At 57.4% G+C, this 16,746-nt stretch carries 17 protein-coding genes; 6 read left to right on the top strand and 11 right to left on the bottom strand.

The window, feature by feature from the left end; genetic code table 11:
* Window positions 1-3 precede the first annotated feature (3 nt).
* From P5F91_RS29000 to P5F91_RS28950, 11 genes are all read right to left on the bottom strand, one after another.
* Entirely contained in the window at window positions 4-471 is a 468-nt protein-coding gene (locus tag P5F91_RS29000; protein ID WP_277908999.1) for a S26 family signal peptidase, read from the bottom strand.
* Window positions 468-866, bottom strand: a complete 399-nt coding sequence (locus tag P5F91_RS28995; protein WP_277908998.1) for a hypothetical protein — start codon at window positions 864-866, stop codon at window positions 468-470. Before P5F91_RS28995 ends, P5F91_RS29000 begins: the two co-directional genes overlap by 4 nt.
* Before the next feature lie 9 nt (window positions 867-875).
* Window positions 876-1,403 (bottom strand): hypothetical protein, encoded by a 528-nt coding sequence (locus P5F91_RS28990; RefSeq protein WP_277908997.1) that lies wholly within the window; start codon window positions 1,401-1,403, stop codon window positions 876-878.
* Complete coding sequence (traC, locus tag P5F91_RS28985) at window positions 1,403-3,997, bottom strand: type IV secretion system protein TraC (protein ID WP_277908996.1); 2,595 nt, start codon at window positions 3,995-3,997, stop codon at window positions 1,403-1,405. Before traC ends, P5F91_RS28990 begins: the two co-directional genes overlap by 1 nt.
* 53 nt (window positions 3,998-4,050) lie before the next feature.
* Window positions 4,051-4,455, bottom strand: coding sequence for a TraV family lipoprotein (locus tag P5F91_RS28980; protein ID WP_277908995.1), 405 nt, complete (start codon window positions 4,453-4,455; stop codon window positions 4,051-4,053).
* A 36-nt stretch (window positions 4,456-4,491) separates the two neighbouring features.
* Window positions 4,492-5,391 (bottom strand): DsbC family protein, encoded by a 900-nt coding sequence (locus P5F91_RS28975; RefSeq protein ID WP_277908994.1) that lies wholly within the window; start codon window positions 5,389-5,391, stop codon window positions 4,492-4,494.
* Entirely contained in the window at window positions 5,388-6,833 is a 1,446-nt protein-coding gene (locus tag P5F91_RS28970; RefSeq protein ID WP_277908993.1) for a TraB/TrbI/VirB10 family type IV secretion system protein, read from the bottom strand. The genes P5F91_RS28975 and P5F91_RS28970 overlap by 4 nt, the downstream gene beginning before the upstream one ends.
* The gene (locus P5F91_RS28965) at window positions 6,826-7,872 is read right to left on the bottom strand and encodes a TraK domain-containing protein (RefSeq protein ID WP_277908992.1); all 1,047 of its coding nucleotides are present in this window, start codon (window positions 7,870-7,872) and stop codon (window positions 6,826-6,828) included. The genes P5F91_RS28970 and P5F91_RS28965 overlap by 8 nt, the downstream gene beginning before the upstream one ends.
* A gap of 101 nt (window positions 7,873-7,973) precedes the next feature.
* Complete coding sequence (locus tag P5F91_RS28960; RefSeq protein WP_277908991.1) at window positions 7,974-8,534, bottom strand: TraE/TraK family type IV conjugative transfer system protein; 561 nt, start codon at window positions 8,532-8,534, stop codon at window positions 7,974-7,976.
* 2 nt (window positions 8,535-8,536) lie between these two features.
* Window positions 8,537-8,851 carry a type IV conjugative transfer system protein TraL gene (gene traL, locus P5F91_RS28955; RefSeq protein WP_277908990.1) on the bottom strand — a complete coding sequence of 105 codons (315 nt, stop codon included), beginning with the start codon at window positions 8,849-8,851 and terminating at the stop codon, window positions 8,537-8,539.
* Window positions 8,852-8,865: 14 nt separating this feature from the next.
* A complete protein-coding gene (locus tag P5F91_RS28950; RefSeq protein WP_277908989.1) occupies window positions 8,866-9,207 on the bottom strand; it encodes a hypothetical protein in 342 nt (113 codons plus the stop codon).
* Window positions 9,208-9,537: 330 nt separating this feature from the next.
* Here P5F91_RS28950 and P5F91_RS29965 point away from each other — a divergent pair, with 330 nt between their 5' ends.
* The 6 genes from P5F91_RS29965 to P5F91_RS28920 form a co-directional block, all read left to right on the top strand.
* Complete coding sequence (locus P5F91_RS29965; protein WP_422394506.1) at window positions 9,538-10,137, top strand: transglycosylase SLT domain-containing protein; 600 nt, start codon at window positions 9,538-9,540, stop codon at window positions 10,135-10,137.
* A gap of 13 nt (window positions 10,138-10,150) precedes the next feature.
* A complete protein-coding gene (locus P5F91_RS28940; RefSeq protein ID WP_277908987.1) occupies window positions 10,151-10,741 on the top strand; it encodes a hypothetical protein in 591 nt (196 codons plus the stop codon).
* A 422-nt stretch (window positions 10,742-11,163) separates the two neighbouring features.
* Window positions 11,164-11,658, top strand: coding sequence for a hypothetical protein (locus tag P5F91_RS28935; protein WP_277908986.1), 495 nt, complete (start codon window positions 11,164-11,166; stop codon window positions 11,656-11,658).
* A 361-nt stretch (window positions 11,659-12,019) separates the two neighbouring features.
* Window positions 12,020-12,457: a hypothetical protein gene (locus P5F91_RS28930; protein WP_277908985.1), complete on the top strand. Its 438-nt coding sequence runs from the start codon at window positions 12,020-12,022 to the stop codon at window positions 12,455-12,457.
* 48 nt (window positions 12,458-12,505) lie between these two features.
* A complete protein-coding gene (locus P5F91_RS28925; RefSeq protein WP_277908984.1) occupies window positions 12,506-12,781 on the top strand; it encodes a hypothetical protein in 276 nt (91 codons plus the stop codon).
* Window positions 12,782-13,362: 581 nt separating this feature from the next.
* Window positions 13,363-16,746, top strand: a 3,384-nt coding sequence (locus tag P5F91_RS28920; protein ID WP_277908983.1) for a beta strand repeat-containing protein, incomplete at its 3' end; no start/stop codon positions are given.

Here is a 16,746-nt window from a genome sequence, read left to right as displayed (position 1 = left end):
GCCTCAGAGCAGCTGATAGGCGCGCCCGCGAAACTGAGACACAGGAATAAACCCAATCTCACCGTAGCGGCTGTCATAAGATCGCGCATGGGTCCCTCGAACAAATGCAAAACCTTCTGGAATGACTCCGGTCGGACCGGGAATGAGCACATGACCCTTAGACGTCTTCTCCAGAAGGCGACCAATCTCGACGCCTTGAACGAAGACCACACCATCGCGACGCTCAACCAAGTCGCCCCCGAGGCCCTGCACGATCTTTACGAAATCTTCCCGAAACTCAGGGTTACCTGGCGGGGCCGGGAACAACGCTAGTCCACCCCGCGGAACCGGTTCCCCCAGCTTTACCCAGTAGAAAATCCCCGGTAGGCTGCCGGAAAGGTTCGTCTCGAAGACATAATGACCTTTCACCCACACCAACCCCGCAAATGCCGCGACGAACCAGCCGGCTAAGAGGGCTTGGCGGGGGGTCATTTACTGCCCCCGACACTCCCACTCTCGAGGACGCCGAGATTCACCCCGAGGGCCTTGGCAACCACGCCGGTGTAGTCCGTCGGAACCCCGCCAACCACGGCCTCTCGCTCGATCAGGATCACACCATCCCGGTCCTCGATCGCTTGCACGACCGTCTGGAGGTCTGCACCGAACTTTGCAGCGTCAGCCGCCATCTCAGGTTCCGACTTCCCAAGCTTCGCGATCTGAAGCTTGAAAGCCGAGCCCACATCGCTTGCTGAAAGAACCGCCACCGGTTTGTAGGTCTCGACCTTTTTAATGGACGGCCCCAAGACCAACAGATGGTAGGCCGTGATAGACATCATGCTGATCCCGACATACCCTAAAACCTTCAAGGGGAAATTGGTCTTTTTCATGACTTACACTCACTCCTTCGAATATCTGGAAAAAGAAGGGAAATGGAGTCCTGTTAATTCGAGGCTCAGTTGAACGACAAAAAGTACGCCGACTGTTATCTGACCGCCAAGAATCAGGTCTGCCACCATCTCCACGGGATCGTTGATTGCATGTTCAAAGATCAATGCGCCCCAATCCGGAAGACTTCCGCGACACCAGAGCAATGGCAGTCCAACTAAAACCAGCCCGACATTGGAACCGGCGTCGACGACGGCCAGGTAGACCGCATTTGCTGTCCGGTTGGCCGGCAACCAGTTAGCCGGCTGTTCACCGCGCAGCGCCCAGATCAATAGGGCCAAGGACAAAAGGCCGCCCCAAAGGCCCCAGCTCGCCCACAGCAATTCGCTCTGGCTCGCTTCAACGAGCCAGGCCATGCCAGCCTGCGCTTGAGCGCCGGCATATGTCCGCCCGACTGCCGCCGACCAGATCAGCAAGGCCAGGCCAGCCGCCGTCGAAACCGAACCGATGTTCTTGATCCACTTCTTGGGCGTCGACATCAGGCTGCCATCCGCTGGCGGTCGATCTTTTCGGCGAACACACGGATCGCTTGGTCCAGCGTCGCGCCATCCCGGAGCATCGCTTCCACGGCCTCATAGTCGCTGCCCTTGGAGCTAAAGGTGGCGTAGCTGATGGGATCCAGGACAATTCGGCCGACGAACTCGGTATCAGGCCCTTTCACAAAGGCTTCGGAATATTCTCCATCGACAACCTTCAGAGACTTGATGGCCTGGATGTTATGTTCGTTGATCGCCAGCCTTTGCTCAGAAACCAAGCGAGCAATACTGTCCTGCTTCTGGGGCAGCAGCACGACATAGTCCGAACAATTGAATGCAGCGGCACCGCCGGACGTCTTGAAATAGTCATCCACACTTTGCGTACCAGTGATAAGGCTACCTCGGTATTTGCGGCATCGACGAACATAGGCTTCAATGAATGCGGCCGAGCCCTCGCCGTGAAGCAAATCCCATGCCTCGTCAATAATCAGTAGCTTAATGATATTTCTTGGTAACCGGTACATTTCCTCACTGACCAGGAACATGGCCAACATGAGGACGATAGATTGTAGCTCTTTGCGCCCTTTGATTTCCGATAGTTCGAACAAAACCATCGGGTTCGTCAGATCAATTGAGGCACCCCGGTTGACATAGATGCCAAAATTGCCATCCTTCGAGAAGGACTCCATCATGACGGCCATGTCTCTGACACGTAAATCTTCGTGTTTGCCGAGACGAACATAAACTCCATGGGGAGAAGGAAACGGTATCCCGGTTACCGCATCTCGTAACGTCGGCGCTTCCATCTCTTCTCGGATCATTTTTTCGATGATACCGGCTTCGTACTCGTTCACCTGGCCATTGGACCGAATCATCTGACCAATGACCAACTTGATAAAGTTCAATGCATCGACCTTATATTCAGGGTCGCGGTGCATCGCGTCCCGGTCGAGCATGAGAAAGGGATTAATTTCCGGCGTATTCTTTTCGCTGAACTCGATAACGTCTGCGCGCTGCAGCTTGGCTCCCTTTTCCGCAGATCGACCATCATCGATGATGCGAACCCGGCCCCCCAGCGCCAACACGCCGGCCGCCGTTTCCTGCAAGAGAACGCTCTTTCCCGCGCCGGGGCGGCCTACATATGCCGCGGAGTGATTGCCCCCCTTGTTGTCGAAAGGCGACCAGGTGAAAAGCTGCCCACGCCGACCAATCCATAAGGTGTGTGGCGTCTCAGACCCCTTCTGCTCACCCTGCAGCGGAGCAATGTTCGCCAGGGTCCATGACACCATGCGGCGGGTGCGCTTCATGTTGTCTAAATCAGCCAGGAGCCCCTCGCCGGCGGTGTGCGGGAAACCCAAAAGAAACATCGGCAGCTGCATGTAGCGCACACGCTCGAGCTTCCAGCCTTGCCCCTGAAACAGGTTCTTGACCGCTCTCTCAGCTTCCTCGCCGTTCTTCTTGCGGGCCCATATATCGACCGTGAAGCAAGCCCTGACCATCTTCTGGCCTTCCTTGAGCTTGGCATTAGCGAACCGCCAATCCGCGCCCTCTTCGGCCAAGTCATACTGATAGGTGTCGCCGTTCTTCGATAAATCCCTGCTGGTCTTGGCCGTCTTCACGGTCGCGTGCCGACCCTCAGCGGATTGATCAAGGATCCGGAATGACAACGTCATCCGGAACGGGCACTTGATCGTGGCAAACGGGTTGAGAGGGTGCCCAATGACACGAGACATCATCCACTGAGCCCAGTACCGCGGATAATTGGCGACACTGAACGTTCGGCACTCGAAGCTTCCGCCCCCCAAGTCAATGTGCCCCGGATGAACGGTCATGCGCATTTCTGACGACGCCATCTGATCATGAATCATGGCGCCTTGGATGAACTCGGCGTGCGGCCGGTACAGAAAGTCGGCGATGGGCTTCTGCCGGATCGCTTCCGCTTCCTCCGACGTCAGCCCAGGGGTCCGCTCATCCCGTTCATTGGGCTCCAGCCATTCCTGAACGATCGAGATCAGAGCGGAGGGTTCCACGATCGCGGTTGCGACGCCCCCAATGCCCTTCAAGGTTCCGATCAGGTGCTCGCGGATCCCCACCAATTGGTCTTCGCGAGCCTGGGTCAGCTGTCCCATGAAGCTGACCGCGATGATCACCCGAAAATCACCGAGCAGCATATTGCTCTGGGGGCTGATCGGGGACCATGCGCCTCTCGATAGGTAGGCGACACGAGACTTGGCCATCTCGGCATGGATGCCACCGGCCTTTAGCCGGGGGCGAGCCCAATGCTCAAGGATGTGACCTATGAAGCGAGAACGCCAGCCAATGATCTGGACGCAGGTACCCTTGGGTAGACCATCGGTAACCAAGCCGGTGATGGTGTTGACTACGGTTTCGTCAGCACCAACCAGGGGGCTCATTTCCAGAATAAACCCACATGACTTATTGTTTACATACAGACGACTAACGTCATTCCATTCTCTGTACGGCAAAATCTCGGTAATAGATGTGAGGCCGCTTAAGTCCAGACCAGCCACACTTGCCACATCACTGTCGCCGAAAAGCTCGGTGACCTTGCGATTTATACGATTGATGAAGCTCATAGCGGCACCCCTACCGTATTGCCCTGATATTACTTAGCCGTCAGGAAATTGAGTTACCGGTCCCAGCGCGCTGGGGAGACCACGCTACGCACGTAGTGGCCTTCCAGCAGGTTTCCGGCCTTGTCGATCCTGGGCGCAAACCAGATCCTCGCGATCTTCTCCGGAACCCGGCCGGCGCCGCCCGAGAAATCGAGATCCGGCGACGGGCCGATGAACCCTCCGACACCACGGCCGGCGGGCGAAGCGACCGCCTGTGCACCCATCCACTCCTTGTACCGGTCGTCCCGATCCCCTGAGCCGTCGTCGGTGCTCGTTGGTAGCGGGTCCTTTCCATCAGCCTGGGCCACGGTCACACAGCCCATGCCGGATTGGGGTTGGCACCGCCATTCCGATTCACGGGTTGACGCCGCACAGGCAGAGACGCCCAAACATGCGGCAATCACCAACAATCGCTTCATTATCCTCTCCAGAACCTGTGTGGCGATGCGACCTGGTCAGCTGATGCCCAGGAAAGCCTTCAACGCTGCCTCATCCCGAAAGCCGCGCATCACAGCCCCATCAGCGCGCACGAGGACGGGCGTGCCACTCCAGCCGTGAGCGCTCGCAAAGGCCCGAACGGCATTCAGCTCGCCGTCGGCCGTGCCGCACGTCGCCCCGTCAACGGGCTGGTGGGCATAGAGCGCTTCCAGCATCTGCCCCCGCTTCTCCGTTGGCGCGCAGAGCGTCTGGACGAGGCCATCATGGCTTGCCGGGAAGATGTTGTAGGGGTACTCCGCTACCTCCACGCCCATGTGATGAAGCGCATCAGAGGCCCGTCGGCAGAACCCGCAGTTGGGGTCGCCGAACATCACCACTTTGGTCGGGGCACCCAATTTGCCCCACCGAATGCTCGGTAGTTTGGACAGCGCCGCCATATCGACGCGCTCAGGCGTCAATTCCTGGGCCTGGCCATGGGGCGACCCTGCGACACCGAGCGGCTGACCGGTTTGGAGTTTGCTGACCACCGCGCCGCCACGAGCCTGTGACATCACCGGCGCCGTCAAGTCCTGGCCTGTAGCCAAATCAAAGATGGCGCCGACCACGATGAACTGGCCGGTCTTTTCCGTGTAAATCACGTTGTCGCCTGACACCAGTTCATACAAACCGGGAATGGCGGAGCACTTCAGGGAGTTGATGGGCGTATTGGGAAGACGCGCCTTGAACGCCGACGCGACCCCGCCCAGATCGTCACACCCGGGGGTGGGCCCACTTGGGAGCGGGGCTGCAGCCGCGGGGGTCACTGTTCCCCCACTCACCAGCCCGGGCACAGAACTGGGCCCAGCCCCGGGCCCCTGTCCAACGCCGTTGCACGCCGCCAGCAAGGTCAGGCTGGCCACCATCATCATCTTCTTCATTTCTTATTCCCACCTGCAGCGAGCAGCTGCTGAACGGCCGGCGACAGGCCAGCCAGGTTGTCGATCGCCTGGCCCTTAGGCGCAGACGCGGCCTCGGCACCCGCCGCTTCGCTGGAAGAGCGGCCATCGAGGTAAAAGCCTTGGCTGAATACCAATTCCAGATGAGCCCCGGGCGGGGCGGAAATAACCGGCTGAATTTGCTCGAGGCGATTGATGTAGTAGTCTCCCAGCTTGTCGCCGACAGACTTCGCACCGCCGCCCAGGCCGCCGTAACCGGACTGCCGGAGCTTCGTCATGGCGCCCTCGTTCTGGTTATTGAAGACGAAGCCGCCATTATTGGGGCTGAGAGCGGATGAAACCGTAGTGCCCAGACCCTGAAGCAGCCCGCCGAGAATTGCCCCCTGCACCAGGTCTCCTGTCCGCTCAGTGACGGTACCCCGAACCCCTGAGGTACCCCGATCAACCAGGAAACCCTGTACGCGAACTTCTCGGACCTTCCCACCAGGCCCAGGGCAGCTCATGACCAAGGGCCGGCCATAAACCCGCTCACTCGACAGGTCCCCTCGGCCTTCCAGGATAACCACGCAGCCATTCAGGTCGGTCTCGATGAACTTGCCATCGTCAATAACCTGGGTCGCCTTGCCTTCGACGCGGGCAAGCATCGGACGGGGATCAGCCTGCTCCGTTACACCCGTGGTAGCGTCCACGCCGACGATCACTTTCACGGGAACATAGGACCCCGCAGCCACATAATCCTTCGGATCATGGAGCACAGCCGCACGGCGGCGATCCGCGCCGTTCAAGTTCAGTTTGACGACCGTCGGATGGGGACGGCCGTCGTCCACCTCGCCGACCTGCTGACCGGTTACTTTACCGTTCAAGGCTCCGTCGTTGACAAGGCTCTGTGCCGCCGCCCGGTTTCCAGGTTGGAACAATGGCGCAGTTGGAGGGAGATTCCCGTATCCAGCTCCGGGCCGGTTTATCGGCCCAAGAGGACGCCCCTGGCCAGCAGACATTCCATCGAGCTGCTGTTGGAGCTGCGTATTCTTGTCTCCAACCTCCTTGAGCGCGCCTTCATAGGTAGTCTTGGCATCCGCAAGGGCTGTTTCCAACTCCTTGATGCGCTTGGCCTGGTCCTGTTGTTCCTTGATATAATCCGCCTTGGCGAGCTTGTCCGCGGTTCCCTTCTCCAGGTCCCCCAGCCGCTTCTCGAAGTCGGAAATGTCGGTGTTGTATTTTTTCCAAAACGCCTGATCGGTGCGGCTATACTCGCCGGCGCTTCCGATCTTAATATCTTTGGGCTGATTCTGGGCGGTCACCGACGTCACGGAACGCCAGCCATACCCAATAAGCCCAAGAATGGCGAATATAACACCGACTACCGCCACTGCGCCAAGTATCTGCTTTCTGCCAACGGCCGAGTTGGTGACTTCCTCACTCATCACCGGCCCTCCGCGCAAAGACCACCACAGCAGGTATGATCTGGCCGGGGGCAAGCAACACTCGGCCGCCCTGGCGCTCGGCAACATCGAACCAGACAGCTGCAAGGTTGTTCAGGCGGCCTGTCAGGTCAGACTCGACCACGAACATCGGAGTGTCCGATGTATTCTTTAAGGCGATCTTGTCCCCGGTGAGGTCCCGCCCCGCATATTCAACAAGAACCAGACCGTCCAAGGATGGCAGGAGCTGGACGGACTTTACCGGCCGCGATACCTGAAAGCCTTGCAACGGCTTTCCGGTCTCCAGCCCCTTCACCAGTGAGACAACCCGCCCAGTGTAGCCAGTCTCACCGTCAGCACTTTCACTGCCCCGCGCCTCTACGAGGTCATTGTTATCAAAGAACACCTGGACCCCGGGTACGTCCTCCAATGAAGCCATCACCCGATAGGACATGCCCTTTTCGGTGAGGACCCAGAAATTCACCACCTTCTCATCCCTGTCCGGAGTGAAGGTGACAAACAACTCCCCGGAATCGGGTTCCAGTCGGTAGTCCATCTTCTTGCCTGTGAAAGACAAGGAGACGATATGGTCATTAGGGGCTGATAGTCGGTTTTCTTCTATCTTAGAAAAAATCACAGCGACATCTGCGTTGTCACGAACGTTGAGATGCACCGTGGATTTGTATTTATCCACTTTGGCATACTGCGGCGCCGCGCCGTCGCGCCCGTCGGGCGGAGGGGATGCAATGTTGGAAGAGGGCGGGGTGGACGCGGAAGAACCCTGTTGCGAGGGGGACTTAGACTGTCCCGACCTGGGCCCGCCATTTTTGACGGTCCCGCTACTGGGCAGACATTCTTTTCCATGCTCGCTTCCTGGCAGACACGCAGGCCCGGAGACAGGCTGCGAGGCTCCCGTAAAAACGGGCGACGTCCAACCCGGCTTGCTCGTAGGGCCGGTATAAGGCGCCGCCCCCATCTGCATTCTCTTCAGGGCCTCTAGAACCTGCGGATCAAGCCCCGTCTTATCCTCGGCCTTCTTCATGGCATCAGGGCCCTTGGCGCCCTCGCCCTCCTGCTCCCCCGCAAAAACTTCAGACGCAAACCCTAGCGCGGCTACCAGTCCCACCGCTGCCAGGCCGCGCGTCAGGAGAGCGGCTCTTCCGAATTTGCGAACCACTTCAACACCCCGTTGTCCGTTTTAAAGTAAATCGTCAGCTTCACTCGACGGCTCGTCATGACCCGGTCTCCAAGCAGCGTCTTCACCGTGATGGGAAAGGCTGCTGAGTTATCGCCAGGATCGCCATGACAGTCTTCGGGCACTGAGAAAGACGACGCATCGCGCTCAGCCGAATGGGACTTTTCTTCCAAGTCCAACAACTGTGATTTCAGGCTTCCGTATTGCTCGGAATGCGCCATCCGGAGCAACGCCTCATCATTAGATTTACCAGTTGCTGGCGTTCTATTGTAAAGCAAGCCCGCAATCGTCTGTGCTCGTTCACAGAGATATGAAGGAGAGCCGTGTCCCCTACTATCTATTGATGCCTCTTCTGACATCATTTCCGGAATAAAGTACGTGTGGCTGACGCATACTCGGGACCATGCCCCATTAAGCATCAAGGCGACCACCAGGCCGCCAGCTCCAAGGGCAAAGTAATTGCGTTGCCGAGTTATCCTATTTACTCGGCGCTCAAGTTCCGTTGCCATATTCAACCCCAGAAATTGCGCATATGGGATGGCGGCAGAAAGTACGGATTTTTATGGAAGCTAGGAAAAACCCAATAAAAGAAATTGGCTATTACAAAACCGCCATCACGAGCGCGCACTGCTGCCAAGAACCCAATCCAGCCACAAGCCAGGACAAGGCCCGACACGAACCCCATTGGTCCAACGAAGTTCATCAGGACAACACCCCCAAGCAAACCAACGAGCCCGCCGGCGAATTGATCCAGGGTCAGGGGGCCAAAACGCCATGGAGCGTCAAGCTTGCTGGGAATGTAGTATTGCTCCATGTCCTGGCTCATCGCTGTTCAGCTCCTTAGATGAGGGCGGTGACCATGCCGCCGGCGATCGTCGTCCCGAAGCCGGCCAGCAGGCCGACGCAGATCGGCTTCACGCACAGGCCGGCATTGAACTCCAGCACGCCGTTCATGACCTGCTTGCCGACAGCGGCGCCCGTGGCCAGGGTGCCACCCGAACCGGCGATGATGCCGGCCACCTTGGTCGCCACCGAGCTGAAAGTCGTGTCCGCTCCGGCCATGGCCACGTCGGAGATCAGCATGCCCGTCGCGCTGGCCAGGATGGTGGTGGCCGCGATACGCACCGCTCGCTTCTCCGCAAAGCCCTTCGCCTTGCCAATGATGTTGTTGTAGAGACTCATGAGTTTACCTCGCCTCCTAATTAGGATCCGTTGGAACACTGCAGGTATCCGGTCCACTCACCTAAAAGCGGAATAGAGCCGGACGCGACCTCCTATCAGCACTTCATCCACCCTGCCAACCTGTGGAAAACCACAGGGTGCGCGCGGTCGAATTTTGATTCATGATCGCCAAGACATGATTTGGACTACTGGATTTGTGATAACGCCGCATGCCCTGCGGCCGCGGCTAAACCATTGCCCGGACTCCAGAAAAGTCCGGCTCACCCACCCGGCGAATTGGCTTCGCAAGGCCCTGATGCCCCCACCCTCCAACCGTTTCGCGGATTTGACATGCCCGGCCGACGCACGCACGCCGCGCCAGCAGCACTCGCTGCCCTAGCGGCCTGCTTCATAGCCGCCACGGCGCACTCGCAGCAGCTCGGCTGCCTTGATGAGGTTCGCCAACAGGCCCCCGCCCATGGCGTTCCTCTCATCTACGCGGAAGCTGTCACGAGGGCAGAGAGTGGCGGTGGGGGGGAACCTAATCCCCTTGCTCTCAACATCGATGGGAACCCGGTATTTCGCGACAGTCGACAGAAGGCCGAGATCGCCCTCCTTGTCGCCGACAGCACTCACAAGTCTGTCGACGCCGGCTGCATGCAAATCCACGTCTCTGCCCACCGTTCCAGGGTAAGCGACATCAGGACCCTGTTCGATCCGGCAGTGAACGTTCGCATTGGTCTCACACTGCTTGCCGAACTCCATAGCCGTTATGGAAGCTGGCCTAAAGCGGTGGGCGCCTACAACACAGCGCGGAATGCGGTAGCCAATCTTAAATACCGCTGCTACGTCGCCACGTTTATTGACCCACTGTTTTCCAATCCAAAATGCAAAGAGTTTCAAAACGCGCACCGCAATGGGCGCGGGCACAACACCGTATCTTTTAAGTAGGGGTGGCCTTCAATTGGATCGGACAAAGGATATTCTCGATCGCGATGCGCTCTATGCGACGAAAGCTGCATTGGTGCGTGCAATACGGAATATTAACTCGAAATCTCCTTCCCCTCTATTTCTGGTAGGGCCAATCGGTAGCGGCAAAAGCCTGGCCGCTGAGGAAGTTCGGCCCTGGATGGTTGGGGGGCGCCAGATCGTCCACATTCGGAACGGCTGGCAAGACCTTCCCCTGTCGCTGACAAGCCTCGCCAACACCCTCCCCCTGCCAGGGCTCCCGTCGGCAACGGCAAAATCCGACCAATCATCGCCCTTTGTGGCCGTCCCCAGTCTTCAACCGGCCAATGAACCGGGGCTCTTTCCACCGTCCGCGACCGTTAAACACGCGTCCAAAGGGACGCAGGGCATCGTCCTGGTGATCCACGAACCCGGGCTTCCCGCGACCTGGCAAATCGAAACCGCGCTGTCGGGCATGCCCCAGAACTCCATCCTTTTGATCCTCCTTCAAGACGAAGGAGACGTCATCCAGTCCGCGCCCACCGTCTTTGTTATTCCCCCGCGCAGGAACGCCATCACCCAGCGCGCATCGCTTCAGGCCGACTGAAAATCAATAAGCGACCGCAACATGCGCATGTCCAACACAGCACCCAAAACCGCCGCAGAACTGCTCGCCACCCCAACGTTGGGCGATTGGCTGCGGTGGGCTATCGAAACAAGCCTGAGCCGTCCTGCGAACCAGGTCGTCGATGATATCGACGTCCTTTTCTCCGCCACTCGGGAAGCCGACCAACCCCTACCCAAGCCGCCCAGCGACTGGGCCAAAACCGCACTTGTGCGACTGCACCGGGAACACCCCGGTCAGGCCGTTGGGCAGGTCGCCGACTTTTGTTGTGCCATGTTTCACCACCTCACATGCGGTCAGGCAGTTACCGCCCGCAAGTCATAAAGGAGATAGCTGTGTCTGCAACTCGGAATATTCAATCTTTAGTTAGAACGTCTGCATTGGCCATTTTTGGTTTCGTCCGCATGGAACAGCAGTTCTTCTTTTCGCTGCTATTACTGTTATTTGGAATTGCTTTAATGCCTAAATCTGCCTCCGCAGGCACTGATCTTTCTCACTCACTGGAGGAGTTTTTCCTTTTTTTTGCCGGGACAATGTGCGCGATAGTTCAAATATATAGCATTTGCATGAGACTTCTGACCAGCAACTTCTGCGGTCCCTATCTCAATATCGTGAGTTATAGTCTGACCTTTCTATCTTTTTCGTATATTGCGCGTTTACTCGGCGGCGCAATTGACTCTCTCATCCATGACGCAACTAGCAATCCGGAAAAGGCAATACTATACGGCGGCGGATTCTTGTTTCTGTCTTTCTACTTCTCTCTCTCGGCGTTCATGAAGGCCAGCCACGAGATCTACGTCCTTCCTGGCATTGTCTCCCGGCCAGGAAATAGCAATGTCGATCCAAATATCGTGGTCGCGCCAAGCTACCTACCAGACCAGGAGCGCGGCCAATCATGAGATGGCTTTACATTGCGCTCATCGCCGGTTTACTGCCTAGCACAGCTCTCGCCTGCAGCGCTGAATTACCCCCCGCTAAGGAAGACCCCACCTGGACACCTGTCATCGGTGCCCGGGTCATTCTCATTAAAGAAGCCGACTACTGCGATGGGGATGAGTCTTCCAAGCCATTTGTCGTTACTGGGCTCAGTGAAAGCCCATGTCCAGGCGCCAACCCCGGGATCTGTATCGACACCCGCACCATCACGACCAAGCAGGTACGGTCTGTCGCGCTGTCCGACGGAACAAGTCGGTGGATCGCGTTCCAGCGCCTAGACAGCTTCACCGTCGCATACCGAGAGGTAGTTCCCGGGGGTGACCAATGAACGTCCGGATCGTTGCCGTTGGGATGCTGGTCGCCTGCTACATTGCCAACAGCTTGGTCGGCACCGCCCTGCTCCGCTGGTATGCCACCCATGGGCAATTTTACGTCAGCGTGCTGAACCTGCAAACCCAAGTGCCGGCAATCGCTGCGGCGTCTGGGGCAAACGCACTTGCTGCGGCCATCCCATGTCTTTTCCTGGGCGGTGTCAGTCTGTTGCTTGCATCGGTCGGCTGGCCGGTCATCGAGATGACGGTCTCCCATTTCCTTCATCGCGCAGGTCGGGCCGGGCATTGGTTCTATGCGCCATGGACTGCGCATTACACCGCTTCGCGACTCCGGGGTATCGCCATTCGTATTTCGATTTTCGCAGCATGCACGGGCATTTGGCTTCTCCTCTCAATGATTTGGCAAATTGTTGACCCGCTACGACCTTGAACCATCCGTGTCCGCTTAGCTGAAACGTCCTATTATTTGAGGTGTACGATGCTACAAGGCTACATTGATATCGCATTGTTTTGCATCGCTTTAGTTCTCACTATTTGTATTGTTATAAACTATTGGGAATGGCCATTGGTCATTACCAGTATTGTAATAGCTATGCCGTTGACTATTTATGCGCTCTACCTCGTTGGTTCCGGCAGCTATTTTCTTTTCGGAGGCCATCTTTCCGATGACCTCCATAAAGCAGTACTGACACAGGGAGTCACCCTCGGCCTGGTTTCCTTTGCCGCGTTCTCCTGCAAAGGAACGGCAAAGTGAACGGAATCATCAACATCGGCCATCACTCCACCCGCTCCGTGCTTCCTTGTAGCCAGGAGCCGACCATGGGTTTGCCCCTTGATGAATACCAACAGGCCGTTCTCTCTGCACATGACCATGCATGCGCCAATGATGAGCTGGCCTCTCGCCTGATCCGAAGCGAGGACGGGCGCGAACTCCTTACGCTATGCCTCAAGCACCATGTGCCCCCAGAAGTAATAGCCCGCGACTTCCTTCGGGCGGCCCATGAACTTCGCCAAATCCCTCCCGCATCTTCACCGCGGGGTCGTGGATGAACGAGGACCAGCGCTTCCAGCCGGGCACGGCACAGCGGCGTCACAGTAGCGCAGACGCGCCGCCCAAGGGCGGCACCGATCCCCTTCCTACCGAAACCGGCTCGGCCCCGATCCTTGTAGGGGCCCGGCGCCAAGGCGCCGGTTCGCCCGCCCCCACCTCCGTGGGGCTCGGGCGCCCCCCAAGCTGAAGCCGACAGCAAATGCATCCGACTGGGTCAGCGTCGTTGAACGGCCTGTCCCATGTCCACACGAGTTCGTCAACACCAAGTCAGGCAGTCGACCGTCATGAGCACCACCAAAACCCACCGCGAATTCCGCCGGGTCCTGTTGACCAGTGCTGCGCTGACAATGTTGGCAATTCCAGTAGCTCAGGCTGCAAGCGGTCCCCTCCCCAGCGGCGGAAGCTTCGTAGCTGGGACAGGCAGCATTTCGATTGCTGGCTCTGCCATGACGGTCAACCAGTCATCGGCCCGCGGAATCATCACCTGGGACAGCTTCAACGTTGCCAAGGGCGCCTCTGTTCAGATCAACAACGGATTAGGCGCGACGCTGAACCGCGTGGCGGGCGGCGACATGTCCGTGATCGCCGGCCAACTGCAGTCAACCGGCAGCATCTACCTGATCAATCCCCATGGCGTTGTGATCGGGCCCAGCGGCCAGGTCTTGGCGGCTGGGGGGTTCGTTGCATCGACCCGGGACGTATCCAACAGCGATTTCATGTCAGGCAACTCCCTGACCATGGCCGGCGCGTCCGACGGTCAGGTCGTCAATGACGGCCAGATTGTGACTGCGGATGGAAACGTCGTTCTGGTCGGGCATGCCGTCAGCAACAACGGACAAATCCATGCCGCGAATGGAGAGGTAACCCTGGCGGCAGCCAATAAGGTGCTGCTTTCCTCCGACAACTCCGGGGTTCGCGTGGTGGCCGACATCCTGCCGGCCGGCGATGTGGCCAACCGCGGCAACATCACCGCCGCGGCCGCTCTGCTGACCTCCGCCGGGGGCAACGTGTACGCCCTCGCTGGGAACGCCGGCGGCCTTGTCCAAGCAACAGGTACCCAAACGATCCAGGGCAGAGTCTTTCTCACCGCTCCGGACGGCCAAGTCACAGTGGGTGGCCACGTCACCGCCCAATCCCGAGATGGCAGCGGGGGCACCGTCCAGGTCAATGGCAGTTCTGTCACCGTCGAGAGTACCGCGCAAATCGGCGCCGATGGGGCTGCTGGTAGTGGTGGCTCCGTTCTCATCGGAACCTCGGCTCCAGGAGGAGCGGATCTTGCCACCCGCACGCTCATCGAGGATGGCGCTCATATCTCTGCGACGGGTAAAGGGGGCCACGGGTACGTAGAAACTTCGGGTAGATCGGCAAAGATCGGGCGTGCTCACGTTGACGCCGGTGTCGGCGGCACTTGGCTGGTCGATCCCACAGACCTTACGATCGACAGTGCCGCCGCCAGCTCCATTTCTGCTGCGCTTGATGCCGGCACCAATGTGACCGAAACGACTTCAGTGAGCGGCGCTACCGGTAGCGGCACGACCACCCCCGGCTTAGGGGACATCGTCGTGGCCGCACCCATATCGTGGAGTGGGGCAGGTACATTAAAACTGGATGCGTACCACGACGTTATTATCAATGCTCCAATCAACATCACCGGTGCAGCGGGAGGTCTTGTAATTAAAACCGGTGATGCTAGCTCATCCTCATTCAATGCACTTGGTGGGAGTGTTAGTTTTTCCAAAAATTCCAGCACTTTGAATATTAATGGTTCATCCTATATTTTGGTTGATACCTACAGTGACCTATTATCAATGAATGTTGGCGCAAAATATGCCCTCATGCATGACATGGATTTTTCAAGTCTTGGGGCTTTAGATCACTCGCCGTTGGGGGATTTTACAGGTTCATTTGAGGGTCTTGGACACACGATCTCCGGTGTCAATGTTGTAAACGGGGGTTACGGTCTTTTTTCCACGGTTGCCGGCACTGTTAACAACTTGCACGTGGCCGGTGCGTACGACATCAGTAATAATTCCGGTAATTATAGCATTGGTGGCATCGCTGGCAATATTGGGTTGGATCCAAACGGAAATGGCGGATTGAGCAATTCCACATTTAGTGGAACCATCCATGTGTCCGGAGGTACGCCAGAGGTCGGCGGTCTGGTTGCTAATAACAACGCATCAATCCGAAATTCATCAAGCTTTGGCGTTATTACTCTCGATAACAACAGCGACGGTACTGTTGGCGGTATTGTCGGCACTAATAATGCCAGCATCACGAGGGTATATTCATCATCGTCAATTAATGTCAACAATGGTTCGGTTGGCTTATTGGGTGGGTTAGTCGGTTCTAACCAACAATCATTGTCAGATAGCTATTACAATGGTCTGATTACCGTCGCTGGAGGGGCATCGGTTGCTAATTTTGGTGGCCTTGCCGGTTATTCTGATACTGGTACATCTATAAGCGCGTCTTTTTCCTTAGCTCGTTATAATATTGACTCCAATGCTTTGTTGTTGAATTTTGATCCATTTTCCAACGGCGGAAGTGCTGTTACCGGAGGATATTTCGAATCATCAACCGCCTACCGCAACTCTTCGTCTGTTGCCAGTGGTATTACCGGGACTCAATGGACCACTAATGGTCCTTCCGCTGATGGTTCATACGACCCCAGTATTTGGGATTTTCGTAATTCCTACCCAATCCTTCGTGGATTTCCTACGGCGGTTATCTCCCGTACCGATGTTAGAACCTATGGCAATATGTCTCCCACTTCCAGTGTTGTATCGACGCCAAATGGGGTGGATACGACAAATCTGACATGGACTGTCGCTACTTCGGCGAATACCGATGTCGGAAGCTACGCGATATTTGGTAGCGGTGCCATTGCCGGTACCAATCAAGTCGCCTACGCAGGTGTGGAAACGGTTAATCCAGCAACAATTACGGTTGCTCTTCGGAAGGCGACAAAAACATATGATGGTACGACAACAATTACCCTACCATCAATTTCGTTCGTCTTTACTGGTATCATTGACGGCGATAGCCTTTCTACCTCTGGCATTGGTGTGTTTTCTTCTCCAGATGTCGGTAGAAACCTAGCAGTCTCAGTTACTGGATTGGCTTTATCAGGACCAAGTGCATCCAATTACCATTTGGCAAGCACGAGTATTAATGCATCAGTTGGTGTAATCAATCCGGCCACGATTACAACTACCCTACAGGGCACCGCCACCAAGACCTACGACGGCACCTCCACCATCACTCTGACCGGGGCGAACTTTGCTAGCTCCGGCCGGGTTGGCACTGACGACGTATCTGTTGTAGCAAACACAGCCACCCTGGCCAGCGTCGATGTAGGCTCAGCCATCAACGTCACAGCCTCGGGCCTCACCCTCAGCGGTGCGAAGGCTGGCAACTACCAGCTGATCAGCACCAGCGTCACGGGCTCCATCGGCGCGGTGACCCCGGCACTGCTGAGTGCTAGCCTGCAGGGCACGGCCAGCAAGACCTATGACGGCACCCGCAGCATCGCGCTGACGGGGGCCAACTTCAGCTTCACCGGCAAGGTGGGCAGCGACGACGTCAGCCTGACCACGCCGACCACGGGGACCCTGGCCAGCGTCGATGCCGGCACCGGCATCAACGTCACGGCCGCCGTCGGCCTC

The organism is Nitrospirillum amazonense (assembly GCF_029594735.1).
In the GTDB taxonomy this organism is placed as follows: domain Bacteria; phylum Pseudomonadota; class Alphaproteobacteria; order Azospirillales; family Azospirillaceae; genus Nitrospirillum; species Nitrospirillum amazonense.
Note: the sequence above shows the minus strand (reverse complement) of the source record. Positions and strands in the feature narration are given on the sequence as shown.